This is a genomic window from Curvibacter lanceolatus ATCC 14669, assembly GCF_000381265.1.
GTDB classification, from domain to species: Bacteria; Pseudomonadota; Gammaproteobacteria; order Burkholderiales; family Burkholderiaceae_C; genus Curvibacter; species Curvibacter lanceolatus.
In genome coordinates this window covers 14,998-39,951 of the sequence record NZ_KB906277.1, presented here as the reverse complement: position 1 = coordinate 39,951, position 24,954 = coordinate 14,998, and the positions used below count along the sequence as shown (strand labels likewise).

The window sequence follows — 24,954 nt, the reverse complement described above, 5'->3', positions numbered from 1 at the left end:
AACCGCTTGATCGATTCACAATGCGCTTGAAATTCCATTCACAATTTCCTGATGGTGAATAAATAAATGAATCAAGCCTGGGATCTGGTGGACCTGCAGGTCTTCTGCCTCGCGGCCCGGCGGGGCAGCTTTGTGGGGGCTGCGACCGAACTCGGCATCTCGCCGGCCTATGTCACCAAGCGCATCGCCGGCCTGGAGCGGGCGCTGGGCGTGACCTTGTTCCACCGCACCACGCGCCGCGTGCTGATCAGCGACGCCGGCGAGGCCGCCTACGCCTGGGCCCGGCGGGTGCTGGACACGGCGGGCGAGTGGCATGCCCAGGGCCCCGCCAGCGATGGGGCGCTGGCCGGTACCTTGCGCATTGCCACCAGCCTGCGCCTGGGGCGCAACCACCTCTCGCCCATCCTGGCCAGGCTGTCTGACCAGCACCCCGCGCTGGAGCTGTGGCTGGAGCTGGTGGACCGCCGCATCGACCTGCTCGACGAGGGCTTTGACATCGACATCCGCATGGGCGAGGTGAGCGAGCCGCACCTGATCGCCCACCCCATCCTGCCGAGCGTGCGCGTGCTGTGTGCGGCACCGGCCTACCTGGCGCGGCGCGGCACCCCGCGCCAGCTGGCCGACCTGGCGCAGCACGACTGCCTGCTGTTTCGCGAGCGGCACCAGAGCTTTGGCGTGTGGCGCCTGCAGGGGCCGCGCGGGCCCGAGACCGTCAAGGTCACCGGCACCCTGGGCTCCAACCACAGCGATGTGGTGAACCACATGGCCCTGGCCGGCAAGGGCATCGTGCTGCTGTCGAGCTGGGATGTGGATGAGCAATTGCGCAACGGCAGCCTGGTGCGCGTGCTGCCCGACTACCGCCAGAACGCCGATGTCTGGGCCGTGACGGCGGCGCGGGCCCAGCAGTCGCCCAAGCTGCGCCGTTGCCTGTCGTTTCTGGTGGACGAACTGCGCGCCGGCCCGAACGCGCTGCACACCTTCACCACCTGATCCGCTGGCCCGTGAGGGTTGATATTGGAATGATCTTCAAAAATGGAATAAGATTCCACAAATTGAATTCATTCCACGATCACCCATGCCTGCGCTCCCGACCTTCCCCCTGCACCGCCTGCTGATGGCCGGGCGGGTGTCGGGCCGCGCTGCCCCGGTGTCGCGAGGGGAGGCGCTTTCGCGCCTGCCTTTCTTTTTCGGAGCCCGCTGGTACAGCAGCGCCTGAGCGGCGCCTGTCTTGCTCTTGCCATCCCGGGCCTGCCGTGCCGCCGCTGTGTCATCACAGCGGCGGCGCCGGGGCCTGCTGTCTCCCGAATCTGAAAGCCCCCCATGAACTTTGCCCTCAATGACGAACAGAAAATGATGATCGACACCGTGCGTCGATTCATTGCCGAAGAACTGCAGCCCCTCGAAGACGAGGTCGAGCAGCAGGGTTTTCTGGCCCCCGACAAGGCCCGCGCCGTGCACGAAAAAGCCAAGGCCCTGGGCCTGTACGGCCTCAACATCCCGGCCGAACATGGCGGCGGTGGCCTGGGCGTGGTGGACCGCATCCTGTGCGAGGAGCAGTTCGGCCACACCAGCGACATCCTGATCCGCCGCGCCTTCGGCAACATCTACGAACCCCTGCTCAAGTGCCAGGGCGAGCAGGTCGAGCGCTGGCTGCGCCCCACGGTGCGGGGCGAGCGCACCTGTGCCATTGCCATCACCGAGCCCGGCGCCGGCTCGGATGCCCAGGGCATCCGCACCCATGCCCGGCGCACCGACAGCGGTTGGGTGCTCAATGGCAGCAAGCACTTCATCAGCGACGGCGAGTGGAGCGATTTCTTCCTGGTCTCGGCCAAGACCGGCGAGCGCGAGATCTCGATGTTCATGGTCGACAAGGGCCTGCCCGGTTTCACCGTGGGCAAGGACCAGAAGATGATGGGCCTGCGTGGCACGCCCCACGTCGAGCTGTTCTTTGACAACGTGGCGCTCGAGCCCGTGGCCTTGCTGGGTGAGCAGGGCCAGGGCTTCAAGCTGGCCATGGGCGCGCTCAATGTGGTGCGCCTGGCCCAGGTGGGCGCGCGCGCCGTGGGCAAGGCCAGTCATGTGCTGGAGCAGGTGGTCGACTACGCCGCGCAGCGCCAGCAGTTCGGCCAGCCCATCGGCGACTTTCAACTGGTGCAGCAGATGCTGGCCGACAGTGTGATCGAGATCAACGCCGCGCGCTGGATGGTGCTGCACGCGGCCTGGCAACTCGACCAGGGCCAGGACGCCCGCGAGAGCATTGCCCAGGTCAAGGTGCATGCGGCCGAAACCCTGGGCCGCGTGGTCGACCGCGCTGTGCAGGTGTTCGGCGGCATGGGCTTCTGCAAGGAGCTGCCCATCGAGCGCTACTACCGCGACGCCCGCATCTACCGCATCTTCGACGGCACCAGCGAGATCCACCGCACGGTGATCGCGCGCAGCGTGCTCAAGAAAGGCGCCGCCCTGTTCGACCTGCACCGCTGAGGCCTGGCATGAGCGAACACAACGCATCCAAATTCATGAGCGCGGCCCAGGCCGCGGCCCTTATCCGCGATGGCGACACCGTGGGCCTCATGGGCGGCGGCGGTGGCCTGATGGAGGCCACCTGCCTGTTCGAGGCCGTGCAGGCCCGCTTTCTGGCCAGTGGCGCACCGCGCGACCTCAGCGTGGTGCATGCGCTGGGCATCGGCGACAAGAAGAGCAAGGGCATGAACTGCTTTGCCCACGAGGGCCTGGTGCGCCGCGTCATCGGCGGCCACTGGGTGTGGTCGCCGGCCATGCAGCAGCTGGCGCTGGACAACAAGATCGAGGCCTACATCCTGCCCGGTGGCGTGTCCAGCCAGCTGATGCGCGAGATCGGCGCCGGCCGCCCCGGCCTGCTGACCCATGTGGGGCTGGGCACGGTGTGTGACCCGCGCCAGGGCGGCGGCCGCATGAACGAGCGCGCCCGCGACGATCTGGCCGAGGTGCTGCAGCTCGATGGCCGCGAATACCTGCGCTACAAGCCCTTCGCTATCCACATCGCCCTGGTGCGCGCCAGCGCGGCCGATGAGGACGGCAACATCAGCTTCGAGCACGAGGCGGCCAACCTCGACGCCCAGTCGCTGGCCCTGGCCGCGCGCAACAGCGGCGGGCGGGTGATCGTGCAGGTGAAGGAGCGGCTGCCGCGCGGCGCCCTCAAGGCGCGCGAGGTGCGCATCCCGGCCGCCTGGGTCGATGCCATCGTGGTCGACCCCCAGCAACGCGCCAGCTACGACATCCCCTTCGACCCGGCCCTGAGCGGCGAGTTGACGGGTGAGGCCCGCCATGCCAGCGAACAGGCCGACCAGGTGGCCGAGCAAGCGGCCGCCGCCCAGACCTTCAGCGAACGCCAGGCCGTGGCCCGGCGCGCGGCCGAAGAGCTGTTCAACACCGGCAAGCCGCGCCCGGTGGTCAACTTCGGCGTGGGCGTGCCCGATGCCGTGGCCAAGCTGATCGCGGCGCGGGGCGAGCAGCACCGCCTGTACCAGACCATCGAACACGGCACCTATGGCGGCACCCTGCTCGACGGCGTGCTGTTCGGCTATGCGCGCAACGCCAGCGCCATGCTCGATGCCGCCACGCAGTTCGACTTCTATGCCGGCGGCGGTCTGGACATCGCCTTCCTGGGGCTGGGCGAACTCGATGCCCAGGGCAACGTCAATGTGTCGCGCCTGGGTGGGCTGACCGTGGGCCCCGGCGGCTTCATCGACATCGCACAGAACGCCCGCAAGGTGGTGTTCTGCGGCACCTTTGCCGCCAAGGGGGTGAAGCTGCAGACCGGTGATGGCCAGATGCGCGTGCTGCAACAGGGCAGCGTGCGCAAGCTGGTGCGCCAGGTCGACCAGATCACCTTCAGCGGGCCGCAAAGCCTGGTGCGGGGTCAGCAGGTGCTGTACCTCACCGAGCGCGCCAGCTTCCGACTCACGCCGCAGGGGCTGGAGTTGTTCGAACTGGCGCCGGGCATCGACCTGCAGCGCGACGTGCTCGATCAGATGGACTTCCGCCCTCGGATCGCCAGCGCGCTCGCCACCATGGCGCAGGCCCATTTTTGCGAGTCAAAAGTGCCGGCGCTTGAGGCATGATGCAGCCCATGGCGGCACTCCAGCGGGTGCCGCCCCGTCTACCCTGAATGCCATACCGCCATGTCCACTGCGCCCGCCGCTTCCAAAGACAACGCTGAATCCAGCGACATCATCGACAGCCTGGGCCGGGGCTTGCGCGTCATCGAAGCCTTCGACGACGCGCACCCGCGCCTGAGTTCGTCCGAGGTGGCCGCCCGCTCGGGCATCACCCGCACGGCGGCGCGCCGCTACCTGCTCAGCCTGGTGCACTTCGGCTATGCCGACACCGACGGCAAACGCTTCTGGCTCATGCCACGCATCCTGCGCCTGGGCCAGAGCTACCTCGACTCGGCCCGCCTGCCGCGCCTGGTGCAGCCCTTCTTGCAGCGCCTGTCGGCCGATTGCGGCGAGACCTTCAACTTCAGCGTGCTCGACGGCCACGAGGTGGTGTACGTGGCGCGCAGCGCCAGCAACCGCATGGAATCCATCGGCTTTGCCGTGAGCGCCCGCGTACCGGCCCACCTGGTGACCCCAGGCATTGCCATGCTGTCCACCTTCACCCCGGCAGCCCTGGAGGCCTGGGCCGCGGTGCACGAATTCAATGCCTTCACCCAGAACAGCGCGGCCAATGCCCCGCAGTTTCTGCAGACCGTGGCCGCCGCCCGCCACCAGGGCTACTGGACCAGCGAAGGCCTGCTCACCCTGGGCCTGCGCGGCATCGCCATGCCGGTGAAAGACCGCAAGGGCGAATGCCGCGGCGCCATCGGCTCGACCATGCCGGCCCAGCCCTACACCCATGACGAGATGGTGCAGCGCTTTCTGCCGCGCCTGACCGAGGTGGCCAACGTGCTGCGCGATCTGGTGTGAGCACCGCCCTGCTGCACGGCATCGAGGCGCTGATCTTCGATTGCGATGGCACCCTGGTCGACAGCGAGGAGCCCGGGCTGGAGGTGCTGCATGCGCTGGCGCTCGAAGAAGGCCTGAGCCTCAGTCTGGCGGAGGCCCGGCAGCGTTTTCGCGGTGTGCGCATGGCCGACTGCGTGGCCTGGATCGCGGCCCAACGGCTCGACCGGCCGGTGGGTTTCGAAGCCGATTTCATGGCCCGGGTGCGTCGCCAGACCGAGCTGCGCTTTCGCCAGGGCCTGCAGCCCATGCACGGCGCCCCCGAATTGCTGGCCACCCTGCACGCGCAAGGCCGGCCGATGGCCGTGGCCACCAACGGGCCGCGCGAAAAGGTCGAATTGTCGCTGGGCCTGACGGGCCTGCGCGAGCCCTTTGGCGCCCACGTCTACTGCGCCTACGAGGTGGGCAGCTTCAAGCCCGAGCCCGGTCTGTTCCTGCATGCGGCCCAGGCCCTGGGCGTGGCGCCGCAACACTGCGCGGTCGTCGAAGACAGCCTGCCAGGCCTGCAGGCCGCCCTGGCCGCGGGCATGCGGGCTTTTTCACTGCACCCGCGCGCCGGCTTGCCCGAGGCCCTGGTGCAGCGTGTGCACTTCATCGATCGGCTCAGCGAGCTGTTGCCCTGAATCAGGCCACGCGTTGCAACGCCTGGCGCACGGGCGTCAGGTCGGCCGCCAGCGCATCGGCCATGGCCTCGAAGCCGAAGAAGCGCAGGTACTCGGGCACCTGCTGGGTCAGCATCTCGAAGCCTGGGTGCACGGTGATGCCGCGCTTTTCGCAGGCCTGTTGCAAGGGCGTGGCATAGGGCTTCATCAGGATGTCGACCACTGCCGCGCCTGGTGCCAGGGCGGCCACATCAAAGGGCAGCGGGTCGTCGCGGTTCAGGCCCAGCGAGGTGCAGTGCACCACCAGGTCAAAGCCGCTGGCGTCGGGCGTGGCCACGGCGCACACCGGGCCGGCGGCCCCCTCGGCCAGGCGCGCCGCGATCCGCTGGGTGTGGGCCAGGTCGCGGTCCCACAGGGCCAATTCGCCCAGGCGGCGTTCGGCCAGCGACGTGGCCACGGCCGTGCCCGCGCCCCCCAGGCCCAGCACCAGCACCCGGCGGCCTTCGGGCGCCAGCCCGAAATGGTCCAGCGACTTCGACAGGCCCAGGCCATCGAACAGCGCGCCGCGCAGGCTGCCATCCGGCTCGCGGCGCAGCGCGTTCACCGCCCCGGCGCGCCGGCCCAGCCGGTCCACGTGTTGAGACAGGGCCACGGCGGGCGTCTTGTGCGGGATGGTGAGCCACAGGCCCGGCACGTTGGCGGCCGACAGGGCGCTGCGCACAAAGCCCTCAAAGCGCTCGGGCGCCACCTCGGCGGGCAGCAGCACGGCGTTCACGCCATGCGCCTGGAACAAGGGGTTGAACACCTCGGGCGCGCGCACCTGGGTGACCGGGTGGCCGAGCACGAAAAAGACCTGGGTGTGTCCGTCGATGAGCATGCAAGAAAAGGGGCCGGAGGCGGCCCGTCAATGAACCAGGCTCGCACGATAGTGGCTCGGTGGCCGGGCTTCAAGCGCGTGCCGCAGCGGGTGGGCGCACAGCGCGCAGGGCGTGCGGCAATGCCTTCATCACAGGGTTTTTCCTTTCAGTGGCAAGGACTTGGCGCTGGGTGGGTGTTGTTTGCCGGTGCCCGCGAACGCTAGGGATATCCCCTGAATCGGGTGTGAGGCGCTCGACTTGCGCGCTATGCGCACGGTGGCTGCGGGCTTGCATTGAATTGACCCGGGGCGATGCCTAGCATTCAGCCATCCAAGGTGCCGGGTGGGGCGCCGTGCCTTCGCGAGGGGGCGGTGCCCCACTGGTCTTTTGCTCTGCGGCTGCCACCGCGGGCGAGGGGGAACGATGCCTGGATACCTGTTCCCCCGGGTTGCTGACGGCAGCAGCCCGGGCCCCCTGCAAAAGAGCGCCGGCCCGCGTGCCGACGCTGTTTTGTTCACCCGGCACGCAAACGGGTGATGAGTCTGAGCAACGCGCCGATTGAAACGCACAAGCAAGTCAAAACAAAGTCACCAGGAGCACTCCGTGAAGAAGACAAACCCCATCATCGCCGCCGTCATGGCCCTCGGCCTGGCCGGTGCCGCCCAGGCCCAATCCAGCCTGACCCTCTACGGCAGCATCGACCAATACTTCAACCACATGACCAGCAGCAGCGGTGCCAAGCTGAACACCCTGCAAGATGGCAAGGACCTGCGCAGCCGTCTGGGCTTCCGCGGCGTGGAAGACCTGGGCGGCGGGCTGTCGGCCAAGTTCCAGCTCGAAATGGGCATTGCTGCCGTGTCGGGCGCCACCGCAGACGCCAGCCGCGCCTTCGACCGCCAAAGCTGGGTCGGCCTGGCCGACAGCAGCCTGGGTGAAGTCCGCATCGGTCGCCAGAACACCGCCATCTTCTACCGTGGCGATTACATCGACTACACCTCGCGCACGCTGGGCTCGATCGTCAACAACTTCGGCGTGCCTTCGCGCTACGACAACGACGTGGCCTACATCTCGCCGCGTTGGGCCGGCCTGCAACTCGAAGGCCATTTCGCGCAGCAGCAAGCCAGCGCCACCACCGGCCAGGTCACCACGCCCATCACCCAACTGGCCGCCGACTACCTGAACGGCCCGTTCCGTGTCGGCTACGCCGGCCTGCAGGCCAAGGCACCGCAGAACGCAGCGCTGAACGCCAATGTGTTCTATCACAACCTGTACGCCAACTACGACTACGGCAAGGGCAAGGTCTACGCCGTGTACATCAAGTCGAACAACATTGCCTCGAGCGCCAACGGCAACAACGCTGCCCAGGTGCTGGGCAATGTGGGCGGCGCCGTCAGCTGGACCAGCGCCAGCGTGAACCGCACCTTTGACGTGTTCCAGGTCTCGGCCGACTACAACGTCACCCCGCAGCTGCGCGTGGGCGCTCTGTACGGCCGCATCAGCGACAAGTCGGGGGCGGGCCAGAACGCCAACGGTGGCTCGATCGGCGCCTACTACGCGCTGTCCAAGCGCACCACGCTGTCGGCTTTGTGGGAAACCATGCGCAACGACACCAACGCCGGCTTCCGCCCCTCGGGCTCGGCAGGCCTGGCGCCCAACTTCGCCGGCACCGACGTGAACGGCCGCACCATCAGCGGCTTCCAGGTGGGCGTTGTTCATCGTTTCTGATCAAGGGCCCCTTGGGGCCTCTTGGAGGGCCTGGGGCTGTGCTCCAGGCCTTGTCGTTTCATGAATTGTTTTTCCGGGCCTGACTCCGATGCGCCGTTCCATTGCCACCGTCTCCCTCAGCGGCACCTTGCGTGAAAAGCTCGAGGCCATTGCCGCCGCCCGCTTTGATGGCATCGAGCTGTTCGAGAATGATTTCACCCATTTCACCGGCTCTGCCCGCGATCTGGGCCGCATGGCGCAGGACCTGGGCCTGGGCATCGATCTGTTCCAGCCCTTTCGCGATTTCGAGGCCATGCCCGAGGCGCTGTTCCGCAAAAGCCTGGACCGGGCCGAGCGCAAGTTCGACCTGATGCAGGAGATGGGCGCCCAGCTGATGCTGTGCTGCTCCAACACCTCGCCGGCCGTGATCGACGACCCCGATCTGGCGGCCGCCCAGTTGTACGAGCTGGCCGAGCGGGCCGCCCGGCGCAACCTGCGCGTGGGCTTCGAGGCCCTGGCCTGGGGCCGTGTCACGAACCTGTATGGCCAGGCCTGGGACATCGTGCGCCGCGCCAATCACCCGCACCTGGGCCTGATCCTGGACAGCTTCCACACCTTGTCGCTGCGCGATGACCCGAGTGCCATCGCCGACATCCCGGGCGACAAGATCTTTTTCCTGCAGATGGCCGATGCGCCCTGGATGCAGCTCGATGTGCTGCACTGGGCGCGCCACCACCGCAATTTTCCGGGCCAGGGCCAACTGCCTGTGGTGCCTTTTCTGCAGCGCGTGCTGGAGGCCGGCTACAGCGGACCGCTGTCGCTGGAGATCTTCAACGACGTGTTCCGTGGCACGCCCAACCGTCGCATCGCGGTGGATGCGATGCGCTCGCTGCTGCACCTGGAAAGCGAGGTGCGCAAGCTGCGCGAGGCCGCAGCGCCCGGCACCCCGGCCGCCGCCCCGCTGCAGGTGGAGCTGTTCAGCCCGCCGGCCGCGCCCGAGCTGGAGGGCTTTTCCTTCCTCGAATTCGCCGCCCAGGGCGAGTCGGCCGCCGACCTCGGCCGCTGGCTGGGCCAGATGGGTTTCGAGCGCGTGGGCCGGCACCGCTCCAAGGCGGTGGACCTGTACCGCCAGGGCGGCGTCAACCTGATCGTGAATGCCCAGCCCGGCTCGGTGGCCAGTCAGCGCTTCGAGGCGCATGGCCCTTCGGTGTGCGCCTGGGGCCTGCGCACCGGTAGCCCGCTGGCCGCGGTGAACCGCGCCACCGCCATGTGCTCGCAACGCTACGACGGCCCCATCGGCCCGAGCGAGATGCACGTGCCCGCCATCGTGGTGCCCGGTGGCAACCTGAACTACTTTGTGCCGGCCGCCCTGGGCGAGATGGGCTTGTTCGAGGCCGACTTCGAGCTGGCGCCCGTGCCTGAGCAGCCCGCCGTGGCCGATCTGCAGCACATCGACCACCTGGGCCTGGGCCTGGCGCTGGACCAGCGCGACACCTGGGTGCTGTTCTCGCGTGCCGTGCTGGGCCTGGAGACCGGCGACAGCGTCAACATCGCCGACCCCTTTGGCCTGGTGCGCAACCAGGCGGTGTTCAACGCAGCCCGCAGCGTGCGCCTGGTGCTCAATGTGTCCGACAGCCAGCGCACCCGCACGGCCCGCGACGCGCGCCAGCAGGGCGGGGCGGCGGTGCAGCACATTGCTTTCGCCTGCGCCGACCTGGTCAGCACCGTGCGGCGCCTGCGCGAGCGGGGCGTGGCCTTTGTGCCGGTGTCGCCCAACTACTACGACGACCTGCCGACCCGGCTCGACATCGAGCCCGCCCTGCTGCAAAGCCTGCGCGAGGCCGGCATCCTGTACGACGCCAGTGCCGATGGCGCTTACCTGCACATCTACACCGAGCGCTTTGACGGCCGATTCTTCTTCGAGTTTGTGCAGCGCATCGGGGGCTATGACGGGCAGGGCGGCTTCAACGCCTCGGCCCGCATGGTGGCCCAGGTGGACGACCCGGTCGGGCACTGAGCGGCACTGTGGCCTGCAGGTCGCGGTGGCTCAGTCTGCGGCGAGTTGCCTGACCATGAGCTGCTGCGCCAATTCGTCCACCGGCACGGGCTGGCCCAGGGCGTGGCCCTGGAAGGTGCTGCAGCCCAGGGCCAGCAGTTGCTCGCGTTGGGCCTCAGTCTCCACCCCCACGGCCACGGGCTCCAGCCCCAGGTTGTGGGCCGTGTCGATCAGCGTCTTCACCACCACGATGGCCTGGCGGTCGTCGGGCAGGCCCTGCACGATGCGGCGTGAGAGCTTGAGCTGATGCAGTGGCAGCCGCGACAGATCGGCGGCTGAAGAGTGGCCCGCCCCGAAGTGGTCCACCCCCAAGCGCACCTCATGCGCCCGCAACTGGGCCAGCTTGCGCGCGCAGCTCTCCAGGTCTTGCAGGATCAGGCTTTCGGTGATTTCCAGGCACAGGCGCCCCGGGGGCACCTGGTGGCGCTCCACGGCCTGCAACACCTGGCTCACGAAATCGGCCTGGGCAAACTGCACCGGGCTCACGTTCACGCTCAGGCTGAGGTCCTGCAGCAGGGGCTGGCCGCGCCACAGCGCCAGCTGGCCGCAGGCCTGCTCCAGCACCCATTGGCCGATGGCCTGGATCTGCTGGCTCTGCTCGGCCAGCCCGATGAACTGCTCGGGCAACAGCACGCCCGCTTGCGGGTGGCGCCAGCGCAGCAGCAGCTCGGCGCCGCAGAGACCCCCCACCTCGCGCGCCTGCAGCTGGTACAGGCAGAACAGCTGTTGCCCGGGCAGGGCCTGGCGCAGCTCCGTCTCCAGCGCGGCCCGCTGGTTCACCTCGTTTTGCATGGCCTCTTCGAAGAAGCGGAAGGTGTTGCGCCCGGCGGCCTTGGCCTGGTACATGGCGATGTCGGCGCGGCGCAGCAGTTCGTCGCAATCGGGGCCACCCGGGCGGAACAGCACCACCCCCAGGCTGGCGCTGGTCGGGAAGCCCGGGTAGGCCTGGCCCAGCACCTGTTCCAGTTGGGCCAGGATCTTCTTGGCCACACGGGCCGTGTCCAGGGCGGCCACGGCGGGGCTGGCATCCAGTTCGGGCAGGATCACCACGAACTCGTCGCCACCCAGGCGGGCCAGGGTATCGCCCTGGCGCAGGCAGCGGCCCAGCGCCTCGGCCACGGTCTGCAAAAAGCGGTCACCCACCTGGTGGCCCAGCGTGTCGTTGATGGTCTTGAAGTTGTCCAGGTCGATGAAGATCACCGCCCCGTGGGCGTGGCCTTCGCCCTGTTGGCGGCTGGCCAGGGCCTGTTGCAGGCGGTCCTGCATCAGGCGCCGGTTGGGCAGGCCGGTGAGGGCGTCGAAATAGGCCAGTTTCTGGATCGCCTGCTCCGCCTCGTGGCGTTGGCTCACATCGGTCAGGATCAGCAGCACGCCTTCGCCCTCCCCGCTGCTGCGCACCAGGCTGCTCAGGGCCAGATCGACCCAGATCACACGCCCGGTGGGGCCGGTGATGCGCTGGTTCTGCAGAATCAGTCGACCGCTCTCCGTGCTCAGCTGCTGCAGATGCCGGCGCACGGTGGGCAGGTCATCGGGGTGCCACCAATCGGCCAAGGCGGACTGCATGCTCAAGCCCAGAGGCTGCATGCGCTGCAGGGCGGCGGGGTTGATGCGGGTCACCTGGAGCTGGGCGTTCAGGGTCAGCACGCCCAACGGCGTGGTCTCAAAGATCAGGTGCTGCATCCGCAGCTGTTTGCGCAGGTTCTGCCGCGCTGCGCGCTGCAACACGCGGTCGGCCAGCCACAGCACCACGGAGGCGACCAGCACGGCAGTCACCAGGCCGGTGAACAGGTAGTCGGGCGGAACACGGCCCTTGATCAGGTAGCCGATGGGGGCGACGAGCAATTCCACCATCAGCACGCTCAGGCCCACACCGAGCAGCCAGATGTGCTGCCGGGGGAGTGTTTCCAGCCGACGGAACAGGCGATCAATCAGTGTGTTGCGATCCATGAGGAGGGGGCCGGGTCATCGCCTTGATGATCCTATTCTGGGGCCCCCTCGGAACCGTCGGCGTGTGAAGAAGTTGGTGGAAACCCCGCCTTTTCACCTCATTTGAATTGGATTTGACGGAATTTGAGCTCTCCCGTCGCTCCGGATGGCAGGTATCACATTTTGCAAAGCGGCGAGGGCGCCGGCGTGATCGAGGCGTCGAACTGACGCTCGATGGTGGGGCGCAGCACGCCGTCCACCACCTTGGCGCGGCCCACGAAGTTGGGCAGCAGCAGCTGGTTGTCCTGGCTGCGCATCGTGACCGGGCCGTACAGGCTGTCGAAGCTGGCGCCGCGCAAGGCCTTGCTGATGTCGCCAGGTTTGGCGCTGGCCGCCTTGCGCACCCCTTCGAACATCACCTGGGCACCGTTGTAGGCCTGGCCTTCGTTGTCGGTGGGCAGGCGGTTGAACTTGGCCTTCCAGGCCGCCACAAAGGCCTTGTTGCGCGGGGTGGCGATGTCGGGGGTGTAGCCGGTGGTGCCCACCGTGTCCTTCAAGGCGTCGCCGGTGGCGTTGACCATGAAGTTCAGGATCAGCGCGTGGCCGATCAGCTTCTTGGCCGGGATCAGGCCGAACTCCTGCGCCTGCTTGACGAAGGCGATCGCGTCGCGGCCGATCTCGGCCACCCAGATGGCCTCGACATTGGCGGCCTTCAACTGGGCGATGTAGGGTGAGAAATCCTTGGTGCCCATGGGCACGTACAGCGACAGCGGCACGCTCTTGCCGGCCGCCTCGGCGGCCTTCTTGAACGATTCACCCGAGTCGCGGCCCCACACATAGTCGGCCGCCAGCACGGCAAACGACTTCTCCTTCAGGTCCTTGGCCCAGAGGTTGATCATGGCGATGTCCATCGCATCGGCATGGTTGGTGCGGAAGCTGCGTGGCTTGCAGGTGTCACCGGTGAGCTTGTCCGATTTGCTGGCGACCACGAAGTAAGCGGCGTCCCAGCGCTCCAGGTTTTGCGCAATGGCCAGCGAGATCGACGAGGGGATGGCCCCGATCAGCAGGTTGTAGCCGTCGCGCGCGAGCTTCTCGGCCACGCGGCGGCCGGCATCGGGCGTGCCCTCGTCGTCGGCGATCTGCACCTCGACCTTGCGGCCATCCACGCCGCCCGCGGCATTGGCCTCGTCGATGGCGAATTGCACGGCGCGCAGCACCTCTTCGCCCTGCTGGGCGAACACGCCCGACTTGGAGGTGACCAGGCCGACGCGCACCGGGTCTTTGCTTTGGGCCAGGGCGACCAGGGGAGAAGAGGCCAGCAGGGCGGCGGCCAGGGCGAGGGTCAGGGGTTTGGCTTGGATCATGGGTTGTCTCCTTGGGGTTTTGCTTGCAAAAAAGGGGGGTCAGACCATCACATGGGCTTCGAGGTCGCGCAGACCGGCGGGCGAGTTCTCGACCGGCCCCTGTGCCACCACCGAGCCCTTGGCCATGGCGCAGTAGCGCTCGGCCACGCGCACCACCAGGCTCATGTTCTGTTCGATCAACAGCAGGGCCGTGCCCTGCCTGGCCACGGCGTTGAAGATCTGACCCAATTGGTCGACGATCACCGGGGCCAGGCCCTCGGTGGGCTCGTCGAGCAGGATCAGCGAGGGGTTGGCCATCAGCGCCCGGCCCACCGCCAGCATCTGCTGCTGGCCGCCCGACAGTGCCGTGCCCGGGGTGTGGGCACGCTCCTGCAGGATGGGGAACAGGCGGTAGATCTCGGGCACGGTCCAGGGGCCTTTGCGACCTTTGCCATTGCTTGCGGCACCGAGCAGCAGGTTCTCCTCCACCGTCAGGTTGGCCACGATGCGCCGCCCCTGGGGCACCACCACCACGCCGTTCTGCGCCGCCAGGTAGGGGCGGGGCCGGGGCAGCTCGCGCGCACCCAGCCGGATGCGCCCGCCCCGCAGGCTGGCCAGGCCCAGGATGGTGTTCACCACCGTGGTCTTGCCCACGCCGTTGCGCCCGATCAGGGCCACGCGTTCGCCGGGCTGCACCGTCAGGCTCAGGCGGTGCAGGATGTGGGCCGAGCCATAGAAGGCATCGACCTGTTCAAGGTTCAGCAAGGCGCTCATGCGGCACTCCCGAGATAAGCCTCGCGCACGCGAGGGTTGGCGCGCACGGCGGCGGGCTCGCCGCTGGCGATCACGCGCCCGAGTTCAAACACCGTGACGGCATCCGAGATGCCGAACACCACGTCCATGTCGTGCTCGACCAGCAGCACCGAGACCTCCCAGCGCGAGGTCAGCGCCTTCAGGTGGCGCGCCAGGTCGTGCGACTCTTTCACCGACAGGCCGGCCATGGGCTCGTCGAGCAGCAATACGCCGGGGCGGCCCACCAGGGCCAACGCCAGGTCCAGGCGGCGTTGTTCGCCGTAGCCCAGTTCGTCGGCCGTGATGTCGGCCAGGTCCAGCAGTTCGAGCTCGCGCAGCACCGCGTCGGCATCGGCGTGCGAGTCGGCCACGCCCATCTTGTGCGAGGCCAGTTCCACCTGCTTGCGCACCGGCATCTGGCTGAACACGCTGGTGCGCTGGAAGCTGCGCGACAGGCCGCGCTGGCGCCGCTCGGTGGCGCCCAGGGCGCTCACGTCCTGGCCTTTGAGGTGCACCGTGCCGCGGGTCAGGCGGCGGCGCCCGGTGATGGCGTCGATGACCGTGCTCTTGCCGGCGCCGTTGGGGCCGATCAGCCCGCGGATCTGGCCCGGCTCCAGCGTCAGCGAGACGCCGTCCAGGGCTTTCACGCCGCCGTAGTGGATGGCCACGTCCTCGGCCTGCAATGCGTATGAAGGGTTCATGGGGCTTTCTCTCCGTGCTCTCAGTGGGCTGCGGGGGCGGTGCGGCGGGCCGGCTTGGCGGCGCGCGGTCGCAGGAGTTGGCCCAGCGCACCGGCCAGGCCGGTGGGGGCGAACACGATGACGGTGATCAGGGCGATGCCGAAGATGGCCATCCAGTGGTTGGCGTAGTCGCCCAGCACGTCCTTGGCCAGGAAGTACACGACAGCACCCAGGGCCGGGCCCCACAAGGCCTTGTAGCCGCCCACCACCACCATCATCAGGGCCACGCCCGACAGGCTCCAGTGCAGGTTCTCGGGCGACACAAAGCCGGTGTTGAGTGCCGCCAGCAGGCCGGCCAGGCCGGTCACCATGGCCGACAGCGCATAGATGGCGGCACGCGGCACCAGGGTGCGGATGCCGATGAAGCGGGCGCGCTCCTCGTTGTCGCGCACGGCCTCGGTGATGGCGCCGAAGCGGGTGCGCAGCAGCAGCGTCAGCCCGGCCATCACCAACAGCAGCACCGCCCAGCTTAGCAGGAACAGGCCCTTGGGCTGCAGCAGCAGCGACAGTTCGACGCCGAACAGGCGCGCCGGCCAGTCGATGTTCATGCCGTCGGCCCCACCGGTCAGGCCGCGCGAGCGCGAGGCGCTGAGGTAGAACACCTGGCCGATGGCCAGCGTGAGCATGCCGAAGGCCACGCCCGGCACGCGCACGATCACCAGGCCGATCAGGAAGGCCCCCAGGCCCAGGCCCAGCAGGGTCAGCAGCAGGGCCAGCTCGGCCGGCATCACCTGTTGCTGCAGCAGCAGGCCCACGCCATAGCCGGCGCTGCCGAAGTACAAGGCATGGCCGAAGCTGACCATGCCGTTCTGGCGCAGCAGCAGGCCCACGCCCAGGGCGAACACGGCATAAATCGTGGCCTGGGTGAGCAGGGACAGCACGGTGCCCGAGCTGATCGACAGCGCCAGCGCAGCGCCGACCACGGCGCCTGCCAGCAGGCGAATCGGAAGGGAGTTGAAGAAGGTCATGGGACAGATCCAGGGAAATCCAGGAAAAAGGGGGTTCAGGTGCGGCTGCCGGCAAAGCCTGCGGGCTTCCAGATCAGCACGCCCACCATCACGGCAAAGGGCAGCAGCACGGCCACATCGGGCAGGTAGACCGCGCCCAGGGCCTGGATCATCCCGAGCACCATGGCGGCGATGAAGGCGCCGGCCAGCGAGCCCAGCCCGCCCACGACCACGACCACGAAGGAATCGATGATCACGTCGCTGCTCATGGCTGGCGACAGCGACAGAAAGGGCGCGGCCACCACCCCGGCCAGGCCGGCCAGGGCGGTGCCCAGGCCCACCACGCCGGCGCTCAGCACATCGGTGTTCACGCCCTGCATGGCGGTGGTCACGGGGTCGGTGCTGGCGGCGCGCACGAACAGGCCGATCTTGCTGAAGCGCAGCCACAGGCTCAGGCCCAGGGCCACGGTGAGGCCGGCGCCGATCACGGCCAGGCGGTAGGCCGGCACGGGGGTGCCCAGCAGGTCGAGCGAGGTGTTGAGCAGCTCGGGCACGGCCATCGAGAGGTTGCTCTTGCCCCAGACGGTCTGCACCACGTCCTCGATCACCAGCAGCAGGCCGAAGGTGACCAGCACCACGCTGAGCGGGTCGCGGTCTTGCAGCAGGCGAAAGCCATAGCGGTCGAGCAGCACGCCCAGCACCGCCATCAGGGCCGGGGCGGCCACCAGCGCGACCCAGAAGTTGCTGTGCGCGGCAATCGAGTAGCCCAGGTAGGCGCCCAGCATGTAGAGCGAGCCGTGGGCGAAATTCACCACCCGGCGCAGGCCGTAGATGAGGGCCAGGCCCGAGCACATCACGATCAGCAATGCGCCGTAGACCAGGCCGTTGAACAAGTTGATGGTCAGCATGTCGGCTTTCAGGGGGTCAAAGAGAGAGGGGGCAGGGTGTTGTCGGGCGCACCAAAAGCGCTCCAGCCGCCGTCCACCGGCAGCACCGCGCCGGTAACGTAGCTGGCCTGCGGCGACAGCAGGAAGGCGATCACGGCGGCCACCTCGGCGGGCTCGGCCAGGCGGCCCAGGGGCGTGCGCTGGGCGATGGCGGCTGCGTCGAGCGCACCCTGGCGCGCCAGCTCGGCGACCAGGGCGGTCTGCACATAGCCGGGGGCCACGGCGTTGACGCGGATGCCGGCACGCGCCCACTCGCAGGCCAGGGCCCGGGTCAGGCCGAGCACGCCGGCCTTGGCCGCGCTGTAGGCGTTGCGTGTGGGCAGGCCACCCAGGCTGGCGATGGAGGCCAGGTTGACGATGGCGCCGCGCTGGCCGCGGCCTGGGTTGGTGCTGGCGCTGGCGCTGGCAGGCTTGGCCAGCCAGTGCCGGCCCAGCGCCTGGCTCATGAGAAAGCTGCCGCGCAGGTGCACGGCCAGCACGCGGTCGAAGGCGGCGGCGCTCTGCGCCACGGTGGGGCCGGTCTGGTCGCCGATGCCGGCGTTGTTGACCAGGCCATCGAGCCGGCCGAAGCGGGCCAGCGCGGCCTGCACGGCGGCTTCCACAGCCTCGGCCTGGGTCACGTCGCAGGCCAGGCCCAGGTGCTCGGGGCCCAGCTCGGCGGCGCGCTGTGCGGCGCTGGTGCCGTCCAGGTCGAGCAGGGCCACGGACCAGCCCTGGGAGGCCAGGGCCTGGGCGCTGGCCCAGCCGATGCCCTGGGCGGCGCCGGTGATCAGCGCCACCGGGCGTGCAGCGACCGGCGCCCCGTTGGGGGCGAGGTGTGAACTCATGTTTGTCTCCTCTGGGAGGGTTGGGTGTGGCCGCCTTGGGGCGGCTCTTGTGGGCTCTTGTGGGCCCTGGCGGGGGCCTGGGGTCTGGGCAGATTGTGTTTTTCGTGCCCTGGGCGACCCATCACGATTGGCGCAAAAAGCAGGACAAATCGTGCATGGGTGACTCGGGGTTTCCCTAGGTTGCGCGCACAGCGGGCAGCGGGGGCACCGAAGGCAGGGCGGTGGAACGGATCAAGCGTGTCTCCTGCGCCGTGATCAGGTGGCCCGAGGCGGCCAGGTAGGCCGCAAAGTCGGGGTGGCTGTCACGCGCGGCGCAGCGCTGCTCGTAGTCGGCCAGGCTGTCGTAGCCCCACAGGTGCACGAACTGGTTCTGTGGCCCGACCAGGCTGGTGTAGAAGCCCAGCGGATGGCCCAGGGTCTGCAGCAGCACCGGCAGGGCCAGGCGGTTGAACACCTCCAGGAACTCGGGCATCTTGCGCAGCGCGATGGTGTAGATGCGGTGGTCCACCAAGGGTTTGGCGGGGGTGGACAGGGGGGGCATTTGCAGGTTCATGCGCGGGCTCCAGCCTGGTCGGCGATGTGGTGGGCGGTGACAAAGCCGAAGGTCATGTTGGGCCCGTGGGTGATGCCGGCGCCCGGGTAGTTGCCGCCCATCATGCTGGCGCGGTCGTTGCCCACGGCGTACAGGCCCTCGATCACGTTGCCGTCGCGCTTCAGCACCTCGCCGGTGACGCGGGTCTGCAGGCCATCGAAGGTGCCCAGGTCGCCCATCAGCACCTTGACCGCATAGAAGGGCCCGGTCTGCACCGGGGCCACGCAGGGGTTGGGGCGGTGCTCGGGGTCGGCCAGGTAGCGGTTGAAGCTGGTGCGGCCACGGCCGAAGGCCGGGTCTTCACCGCGCACCGCGTCCACGTTGTAGGCGCGCACGGTGGCCTCCAGGCCCGCCGCATCGATGCCGGTGGCGCGGGCCAGGTCGGCCAGGGTGCGGCCCTCGAACAGGTAGCCGTTGCGCAGGAAGCGGCCGATCGGCATCGGTGCCGGCTTCACATAGCCCAGGCCGTACTTGGCCAGCGTGCTCTTGTCGCAGACCAGCCACATGGCGGTCTCGCTCTGGCCCTCGCAGGCGCGGATCAGGGCGGCGCCCACGTCGTGGTACGAGTTGGACTCATTGGTGAAGCGCCGACCGTTGCGCAGCACGCCGATCACGCCTGGCTTGTAGCGGTCCAGCAGGTGCGGGAACACGCCGAACTCGCCCTGGCCGAAGGGCACGCGTGACACGGGCATCCAGGCGGCGCTGTCGCCAAAGCGGATGTCGGCCACGCCGCCCGCGGCCTCGGCCAGGCGCACGCCGTCGCCTGTGTTGCTGGTGGGGGTGGGCGACAGGTGCTCGCCGCCGCGCTGCACATGGGGGTAGGCCTGGGCGATGCGTTTGGCGTCATGCGGAAAGCCGCCGCAGGCCAGCACCACACCGTGGCGGGCGCGCAGCGTCTGGCGCCCGTGTTCGCCCTCGGCCACCACGCCTTGCACGCGGCCGTCCTCGATCAGCAGTTCGCGCACCGGGGTGCTGGTGCGGATGGGGATGCCGCGCTGCAGGGCCGAGTGCGCCAGCCGGGCCGCCAGCGCATTGCCGCTGGTGACCTGGATGCCGCGCCGGTACAGGGCCAGTTCCTTCAGGTGGGTGACCAGGCGCTTGGCCACGTAGACGAACGAGGTCAGTGACTTGGTGGCGCGGAAGAAGTGCTTCAGATCGGCGTTCGACGAGTTGAACATCATGCCGATGAAGGTGATGGTTTTGAGCGGCGGCTTGAGCCGGGCCATGTCGGCCCCCAGCGTGCGGATGTCGAAGGGCGCCGCCAGGATGGAGCGGCCGATGTCCACCCCGCCACCCACGTCGGGGTGGTAGTCGGGGTAGAGCGTGGGCACGAACTGCATGGCGGTCTCGCGCTGGAAGAACTCGACCATGCGCGGGCCGTTGTCCAGGAAGGCCTCGACGCTGGCCTCGTCATAGAACTTGCCGGTCTCGTTCATCAGGTACTGGCGCACGGCCTCGCGGTGGTCGGTGGCGTTCTGCTGGCGGCCGTGTGGGCCGAGTGGAATCCACAGCACACCACCCGACAAGGCGGTGGTGCCGCCGAAGACGGGTTCTTTCTCCAGCACCACCACCTTCAGGCCGCGGGATTGGGCGGTGATGGCGGTGGCCAGGCCGGCGGCGCCGGAGCCGACGACGATCAGGTCGCATTCGTATTGAGGGGTCATGGGGGTCTCCGGGGCGGGGGTCAGGCGGTCTGGTTGAAGCCGGGGCGGGGCACCATGTCCATCAGCATCGAGCTCATGCCGCCGTCGACATTGAGCTCGGCACCGTTGACATAGGCGCTGCGCGGGCTGGCGAGGAACAGCACCACGTCGGCGATGTCCTGCGGCTCGCCGATGCGGCGGCTGGCGGTGACGGCGGCACGTTTGGCCTCGAAGCCCGGTTCTTCATAAAACTTGGCCGACAGCGCCGTGCGGATCATGCCGGGGCAGACCGCGTTGCTGCGCACACCGCGCGGGCCCCATTCCACCGCCATCTGGCGCGACAGCAGCAGCACGCCGCCCTTGCTGGCGCTGTAGGCGCCGCTGCCGGTCTGCGGAAACTGCCCCGCGATCGAGGCCACGTTGACGATGCTGCCCGCGCCCTGCTCGCACATGGCCGGGGCGAACTCGCGCGCGCACAGCAAGTAGCCGGTCAGGTTCACGGCGAGCACGGTGTTCCAGTCGTCCAGGCTCACGCTTTGCAGTGGGCCGGCGCGCAGCAGGCCGGCGTTGTTGATCAGGCTCTGGCAGGGGCCGAAGCGCTGGCGCACGGCGCTGGCCGCCCGGGCCACGCTGGCCGTGTCGCTCACATCGCAGGGCACCACCAGGGTGTTGCGGCCGGTGGGGTCGATGCGGGCGGCCACGCCCTGGGCGGCTTCGGCCTGGCGGTCCAGCAGGGCCACCTGGGCACCGGCGGCCACCAGGCTCTCGGCGATGGCGGCGCCAATGCCGCTGCCCGCGCCGGTGACCACGCACACCCGTTCTTGCAGGCCCAGCCAGTCGCGGCCGGCCTCGGCTTCTTGCTTCATCTTGTCTCCTTGGTTTGACCCGGCGGATTGTTGGATTGCAGGCCGATTCCGCCTTTGACGATTCGGGCCAACAATTGGACAATTCGTGCAAATCAAGCCACCCTCTCCCGCATGTCCAGAATCATTCCCAACTACGCGCTGTACGGCGACCAGGACCCCCCGGGCTGGGAGGCCGGCTTCGATTTCGAATGGATCCCGCAGCGCTCGGTGCCCTACAACTTCGACATCAAGCCGCACACGCATGGCGCGTTTTTGCAGATCCTGCTGTTGCAACGTGGCGGTGGCGAGGTCTTCATCGACCACAGCCGCACCGAGGTGCAGGCCCCCTGCCTGCTGCTGGTGCCTGCACAGACCGTGCATGGTTTTCACTTCACGCCCGATGTCGATGGCCCGGTGGTGACGGCGGCGCAGCGCCCGCTGGAGTCGCTGGCGGCGGTGGTGATGCCCGAGCTGCTGCAGACCCTGCGCCGCCCCGCCGTGCTGTCGCTGCAGGGGCAGGAGCGGGCGCTGGACAACCTGATGCCGCTGTTTCTGGCGGTGGAGCGCGAGGCCCGGGCCTGCGCCCTGGGGCAGGTGGCGGCGGGGCTGTCGCTGCTGATGGCGGTGCTGGTGCAGATCGCGCGTGTGCAACAGCTGCAGCAGGGTGCCGGCCCGCACGCCAACTCGCGCAAGGCGCAGCAGATCGAGCGTTTTCGCAGCCTGGTGGATGCGCACTTCCGCCAACGCTGGCCCTTGCAGGCCTACGCCGAGCACCTGGGCATTTCACCGGGCCAGCTCACGCGCCTGTGCCGCGAGCTGCTGGGCCACTCCAGCCTGGAGGTGATCAATGCCCGCATCGTGCACGAGGCCCAGCGCGAGCTGGTCTACACGCGCAACAGCATCAAGCAGGTGGCCGACCACCTGGGCTTTGTGGACGAGGCCTACTTCACCCGCTTCTTCCGCAAGCACACCGGCCAGACCCCGCGTGAGTTCCGCACCCGCACGCTGGAGGCCATGGCGCCCGGTGGGGCAGGAGAATCACCATGACAAAGAGACCCAACCCTGAGTGGATAGATGACGACAACCCCGAATGGACCGATGAGGTTTTTGCCCAGGCCCGGCCAACGCATGAGGTGTTGCCGCAGTTGTTTGGCAAGGCCCTGGCCCAGGAGATGCTGAGGCCCACAGGCCTCCCCCGTCCCCAGCGACCCGAGGCGTGCAGCATGGCACAAGAGGTGGTTGAGCCGCACCCCAAGCCCTGATGGCTTCGACGCTAATCGATGCGCAGCGCAATCTTGCCGAACTGGGCGCCTGACTCCAGGCGTGCCAGAGCGGCGTGCACCTCGTCCAGCGGGTAGACGCTGTCGATCACCGGGCGCAGCAGGCCGCGCTGGCACAGGGCCAGCACCTGGGCCAGTTCGCCCGGGTTGCCCAGGGTGGAGCCCAGCACCTGCAGCTGGCGGATGAACACCCGGCGCAGGTCGGCCGGGGGTTGGTCGCCGGTGGTGGCGCCGCAGGTGACGATGCGCCCGCCGCGCACCAGCGAGCGCAGGGCGCTGTCCCACACGGCGGCGCCCACGTTTTCGATCACCACGTCCACCCCGCGCCCGTCGGTCAGGGCCATCACCTGGCGGGCCACGTCCTCGCGCTGGCTGTGGATGGCGTGGTGCGCGCCCAGGGCCAGGGCGCGCTGCAGCTTGAGCTCGTCGCGCGAGGTGACGATGGTGCGGGCCCCGATCAGGCGGGCCAGTTGCAGTGCGGCCAGCGACACGCCGCCGCCGATGCCGAAGATCAGCACCGTCTCATGGGCCTGCAACCGGGCCTGGGTGTTGACCATGCGCCAGGCGGTGAGGTGGTTCACGCCCAGGGCCGCGGCCTCGGCATCGCCCAGGGGGGCGGGCACCGGGAACAGGTTGGCCGCCGGCACGCTCAGGTACTGGGCAAAGGTGCCGTCGCGGTGCTCGCCCAGCAGGCTCATGCTGGCGCAGAGCACGGGCTGGCCGGCCAGGCAGAACTCGCAGCGCCCGCAGGTGATGCCGGGGTAGACCAGCACGCGCTGGCCTGGGCGCAGCCGGGTCTCATCGGGCCCCACCTCTTCGACCACACCGCAGCCGTCCAGCCCCATGATCTGGGGCAGTTGGTGGCGAATGCCGGCGCCGCTGTTGCGCATGTACAGGTCGACCTGGTTGAGCGTTGCCGCACGCAGGCGCACCAGCACCTCGCCGGGGCCCCGTGGGGGCAGGGGGCGTTCGCCCACGCTGACCACCTCGTTGCCACCGTGGCCGGTGATGAAAGCTGCTTTCATGGGATCTCCTGGGGCTTCTGGTCCTGACGTCAGATTCTGACGCAGCGCGCGGGCGTCTCAGCGGTGGCTGAACTCGGGCGCACGGCGTTCCAGGAAGGCGTTCATGCCCTCTTGCGCATCGGCGCTGGCAAAGCGGGCGTACAGGGCACGGCGCTCGAACAGGATGCCTTCGGACAGCGGGCCCTCGAAGGCCCGGTTGACCGATTCCTTGATGGCCATCAGCGCGGGCGCCGAATAGGCGGCCATCTGTTGCGCCAGGGCCAAGGCCTCGGGCAGCAGGCGATCGTCGGGCAGCACGCGCGAGACCAGGCCGCAGCGGTCGGCTTCGTCGGCGCTCAGGGTGCGAGCGCTCAGGCACATGTCCATGGTCTTGGCCTTGCCGATGGCACGTGGCAGGCGTTGTGTGCCGCCGGCGCCGGGCAGCAGGGCGAGCTTGATCTCGGGCAGGCCGAAGCGCGCGCCCTGGGCCGCCAGCACCAGGTCGCAGGCCAGGGCCAGCTCGCAGCCGCCGCCCAGGGCCAGGCCGGCCACGGCCGCGATCACGGGCTTGCGCACCTGGCGGATGGTCTCCCAGTTGCGGGTGATGAACTGGCTGTTGAGCATGTCCATATAGCCCGCGCCCTGCATCTGGGCGATGTCGGCCCCGGCGGCAAAGGCCCGGTCGTTGCCGGTGATGACGATCACGCCGATGTCGTCGCGGGCGTCGAAGCCGAGCAGGGCGGCGCCCAGGGCGTCCATCAGGGCGTCGTTGAGGGCGTTCATCTGGCGTGGCCGGTTCAGCCGGACCAGGGCCACCCGGCCCTGGGTTTCGCTGAGGATGGGGGTGTCGTCTTGCACCGGGGTCTCCTGCTCAATCCACATTGATTTTTTGCTGCTTGATGAGGGCGGCCAGGCGCTTGTTCTCATCGATCAGCAGCTTGCGGAACTCGGCGTTGTCGAGGTAGGCGGTCTCGCCGCCCAGGTCGGCGTAGCGGGCCTTGACGTTGGGCTGGTTCAGGATGGACGCCACCTCGCGGCCCAGGCGGGCCAGCACCTCGGGTGCTGTGCCGTTGGGGGCCCAGAGACCGAACCAGATGTCGAGGTCGGCGCCGGGGAAGCCCTGCTCGGCCACGGTGGGCACATCGGGGAAGAAGGGCGAGCGGCGGGCGCTGACGATACCCAGCAGCTTGACCTTGTTGCTGCGGATGTGGGGGAAGGCGATGCCGGGGTCGCAGACGAAGTCGGCCTGCCCTGACAGCACGTCTTGCAGCGCGGGGGCGGCGCCCCGGTAGGGGATGTGGGTGACGAAGGTGCCGGTGGCCACCTTGAACAACTCACAGGCCAGGTGGGGTGCGGTGCCGGCGCCCGACGAGGCGTAGGACATCTTGCCGGGCGCGGCCTTGGCCTGGGCCACCAGCTCTTTCACATCGCGGGCGGTGCTTTGCGGCTTGGCCACCAGGTACATCTGGGTGCGGCCTACGGCCACCACGGGGGTCAGGTCGCGCGAGGGCAGCAGGTTGGACTTGAACAGCCAGGGGTTGGCGGTCTCGACCGAGGTGGGGGCGATTAGCAGGGTGTGGCCGTCAGGCGCAGCGCGGGCCACTTCGGCGGCCGCGATGTTGCCGCTGGCGCCGGGTTTGTTGTCGACCAGCACGGGCTGGCCCAGGGCCTCGGCCAGTTGTTGCGAGATGAGCCGGGCCATCACATCCGTGGTGCCACCGGGGGCGAAGCCGACCACGACGCGCAGGGGCTTGCTCGGCCAGGCCGGTGTCTGGGCCTGGGCCAGACCCGCGCAGAGGAGGGTGCCGATCAAGGCCAGAGTGCTGCGGCGCAGGCCGCTCAAGGTGTTTGAAATCATGGTTGTCTC

Annotated in this window: 24 protein-coding genes; 10 read left to right on the top strand and 14 right to left on the bottom strand. The window is 68.7% G+C overall.

Annotation, left to right across the window (positions count from 1 at the left end; translation table 11 throughout):
- Nucleotides 1–66 precede the first annotated feature (66 nt).
- The 6 genes from F624_RS0127005 to F624_RS0126980 all read left to right on the top strand — a co-directional run bounded on the left by F624_RS0127005 (nt 67) and on the right by F624_RS0126980 (nt 5,605).
- Complete coding sequence (locus F624_RS0127005) at nt 67–990, top strand: LysR family transcriptional regulator (protein WP_019577513.1); 924 nt, start codon at nt 67–69, stop codon at nt 988–990.
- 85 nt (nt 991–1,075) lie between these two features.
- Nucleotides 1,076–1,216: a hypothetical protein gene (locus F624_RS35125; RefSeq protein ID WP_019577512.1), complete on the top strand. Its 141-nt coding sequence runs from the start codon at nt 1,076–1,078 to the stop codon at nt 1,214–1,216.
- A gap of 104 nt (nt 1,217–1,320) precedes the next feature.
- Complete coding sequence (locus tag F624_RS0126995) at nt 1,321–2,481, top strand: acyl-CoA dehydrogenase family protein (protein WP_019577511.1); 1,161 nt, start codon at nt 1,321–1,323, stop codon at nt 2,479–2,481.
- An 8-nt stretch (nt 2,482–2,489) separates the two neighbouring features.
- Nucleotides 2,490–4,100 carry an acyl CoA:acetate/3-ketoacid CoA transferase gene (locus tag F624_RS0126990; RefSeq protein WP_019577510.1) on the top strand — a complete coding sequence of 537 codons (1,611 nt, stop codon included), beginning with the start codon at nt 2,490–2,492 and terminating at the stop codon, nt 4,098–4,100.
- 60 nt (nt 4,101–4,160) lie between these two features.
- Nucleotides 4,161–4,946: an IclR family transcriptional regulator domain-containing protein gene (locus F624_RS0126985; protein ID WP_019577509.1), complete on the top strand. Its 786-nt coding sequence runs from the start codon at nt 4,161–4,163 to the stop codon at nt 4,944–4,946.
- A complete protein-coding gene (locus tag F624_RS0126980) occupies nt 4,943–5,605 on the top strand; it encodes an HAD family hydrolase (RefSeq protein ID WP_019577508.1) in 663 nt (220 codons plus the stop codon). The genes F624_RS0126985 and F624_RS0126980 overlap by 4 nt, the downstream gene beginning before the upstream one ends.
- A 1-nt stretch (nt 5,606) precedes the next feature.
- On the opposite strand, the gene F624_RS0126975 is transcribed toward F624_RS0126980, so the two are convergent.
- Nucleotides 5,607–6,461, bottom strand: a complete 855-nt coding sequence (locus tag F624_RS0126975; RefSeq protein WP_019577507.1) for a shikimate dehydrogenase family protein — start codon at nt 6,459–6,461, stop codon at nt 5,607–5,609.
- Between the two features lie 616 nt (nt 6,462–7,077).
- Between F624_RS0126975 and F624_RS0126970 the strand changes: the two genes are divergently transcribed.
- Both F624_RS0126970 and F624_RS0126965 read left to right on the top strand, forming a co-directional pair.
- Nucleotides 7,078–8,166 (top strand): porin, encoded by a 1,089-nt coding sequence (locus F624_RS0126970; RefSeq protein WP_019577506.1) that lies wholly within the window; start codon nt 7,078–7,080, stop codon nt 8,164–8,166.
- An 88-nt stretch (nt 8,167–8,254) separates the two neighbouring features.
- Nucleotides 8,255–10,162, top strand: coding sequence for a bifunctional sugar phosphate isomerase/epimerase/4-hydroxyphenylpyruvate dioxygenase family protein (locus tag F624_RS0126965; protein ID WP_019577505.1), 1,908 nt, complete (start codon nt 8,255–8,257; stop codon nt 10,160–10,162).
- Between the two features lie 30 nt (nt 10,163–10,192).
- Here the strand turns inward: F624_RS0126965 and F624_RS0126960 are convergent, their stop codons facing one another.
- From F624_RS0126960 to F624_RS0126915, 10 genes are all read right to left on the bottom strand, one after another.
- Nucleotides 10,193–12,148: a putative bifunctional diguanylate cyclase/phosphodiesterase gene (locus tag F624_RS0126960; RefSeq protein WP_019577504.1), complete on the bottom strand. Its 1,956-nt coding sequence runs from the start codon at nt 12,146–12,148 to the stop codon at nt 10,193–10,195.
- A gap of 155 nt (nt 12,149–12,303) precedes the next feature.
- Nucleotides 12,304–13,491, bottom strand: a complete 1,188-nt coding sequence (locus tag F624_RS0126955) for an ABC transporter substrate-binding protein (RefSeq protein ID WP_019577503.1) — start codon at nt 13,489–13,491, stop codon at nt 12,304–12,306.
- A gap of 39 nt (nt 13,492–13,530) precedes the next feature.
- The gene (locus F624_RS0126950) at nt 13,531–14,244 is read right to left on the bottom strand and encodes an ABC transporter ATP-binding protein (RefSeq protein WP_019577502.1); all 714 of its coding nucleotides are present in this window, start codon (nt 14,242–14,244) and stop codon (nt 13,531–13,533) included.
- Nucleotides 14,241–14,963 (bottom strand): ABC transporter ATP-binding protein, encoded by a 723-nt coding sequence (locus F624_RS0126945; RefSeq protein ID WP_027476037.1) that lies wholly within the window; start codon nt 14,961–14,963, stop codon nt 14,241–14,243. The genes F624_RS0126950 and F624_RS0126945 overlap by 4 nt, the downstream gene beginning before the upstream one ends.
- A 20-nt stretch (nt 14,964–14,983) precedes the next feature.
- On the bottom strand, nt 14,984–15,970 hold the full coding sequence (locus F624_RS0126940) for a branched-chain amino acid ABC transporter permease (RefSeq protein WP_019577500.1): 987 nt from the start codon (nt 15,968–15,970) through the stop codon (nt 14,984–14,986).
- Nucleotides 15,971–16,005: 35 nt separating this feature from the next.
- The gene (locus F624_RS0126935; protein WP_019577499.1) at nt 16,006–16,857 is read right to left on the bottom strand and encodes a branched-chain amino acid ABC transporter permease; all 852 of its coding nucleotides are present in this window, start codon (nt 16,855–16,857) and stop codon (nt 16,006–16,008) included.
- A gap of 8 nt (nt 16,858–16,865) precedes the next feature.
- Complete coding sequence (locus F624_RS0126930; protein ID WP_019577498.1) at nt 16,866–17,723, bottom strand: SDR family NAD(P)-dependent oxidoreductase; 858 nt, start codon at nt 17,721–17,723, stop codon at nt 16,866–16,868.
- Between the two features lie 175 nt (nt 17,724–17,898).
- Nucleotides 17,899–18,276 carry an NIPSNAP family protein gene (locus F624_RS0126925; protein ID WP_019577496.1) on the bottom strand — a complete coding sequence of 126 codons (378 nt, stop codon included), beginning with the start codon at nt 18,274–18,276 and terminating at the stop codon, nt 17,899–17,901.
- Nucleotides 18,273–19,979, bottom strand: coding sequence for an FAD-dependent oxidoreductase (locus tag F624_RS0126920; protein ID WP_019577495.1), 1,707 nt, complete (start codon nt 19,977–19,979; stop codon nt 18,273–18,275). The genes F624_RS0126925 and F624_RS0126920 overlap by 4 nt, the downstream gene beginning before the upstream one ends.
- Nucleotides 19,980–19,999: 20 nt before the next feature.
- Nucleotides 20,000–20,824, bottom strand: coding sequence for an SDR family NAD(P)-dependent oxidoreductase (locus F624_RS0126915; RefSeq protein WP_019577494.1), 825 nt, complete (start codon nt 20,822–20,824; stop codon nt 20,000–20,002).
- A gap of 111 nt (nt 20,825–20,935) precedes the next feature.
- Here F624_RS0126915 and F624_RS0126910 point away from each other — a divergent pair, with 111 nt between their 5' ends.
- Both F624_RS0126910 and F624_RS0126905 read left to right on the top strand, forming a co-directional pair.
- A complete protein-coding gene (locus tag F624_RS0126910; protein WP_019577493.1) occupies nt 20,936–21,850 on the top strand; it encodes a helix-turn-helix domain-containing protein in 915 nt (304 codons plus the stop codon).
- On the top strand, nt 21,847–22,065 hold the full coding sequence (locus F624_RS0126905) for a hypothetical protein (RefSeq protein WP_019577492.1): 219 nt from the start codon (nt 21,847–21,849) through the stop codon (nt 22,063–22,065). Before F624_RS0126910 ends, F624_RS0126905 begins: the two co-directional genes overlap by 4 nt.
- Before the next feature lie 11 nt (nt 22,066–22,076).
- Here the strand turns inward: F624_RS0126905 and F624_RS0126900 are convergent, their stop codons facing one another.
- From F624_RS0126900 to F624_RS0126890, 3 genes are read right to left on the bottom strand one after another with little or no spacing between them, the layout of a single operon-like run.
- A complete protein-coding gene (locus F624_RS0126900; protein WP_019577491.1) occupies nt 22,077–23,108 on the bottom strand; it encodes a zinc-binding dehydrogenase in 1,032 nt (343 codons plus the stop codon).
- A 57-nt stretch (nt 23,109–23,165) separates the two neighbouring features.
- Nucleotides 23,166–23,969 (bottom strand): enoyl-CoA hydratase, encoded by an 804-nt coding sequence (locus F624_RS0126895; RefSeq protein ID WP_019577490.1) that lies wholly within the window; start codon nt 23,967–23,969, stop codon nt 23,166–23,168.
- The gene (locus F624_RS0126890) at nt 23,959–24,945 is read right to left on the bottom strand and encodes a Bug family tripartite tricarboxylate transporter substrate binding protein (protein WP_031256431.1); all 987 of its coding nucleotides are present in this window, start codon (nt 24,943–24,945) and stop codon (nt 23,959–23,961) included. The genes F624_RS0126895 and F624_RS0126890 overlap by 11 nt, the downstream gene beginning before the upstream one ends.
- Nucleotides 24,946–24,954: the final 9 nt, after the last annotated feature.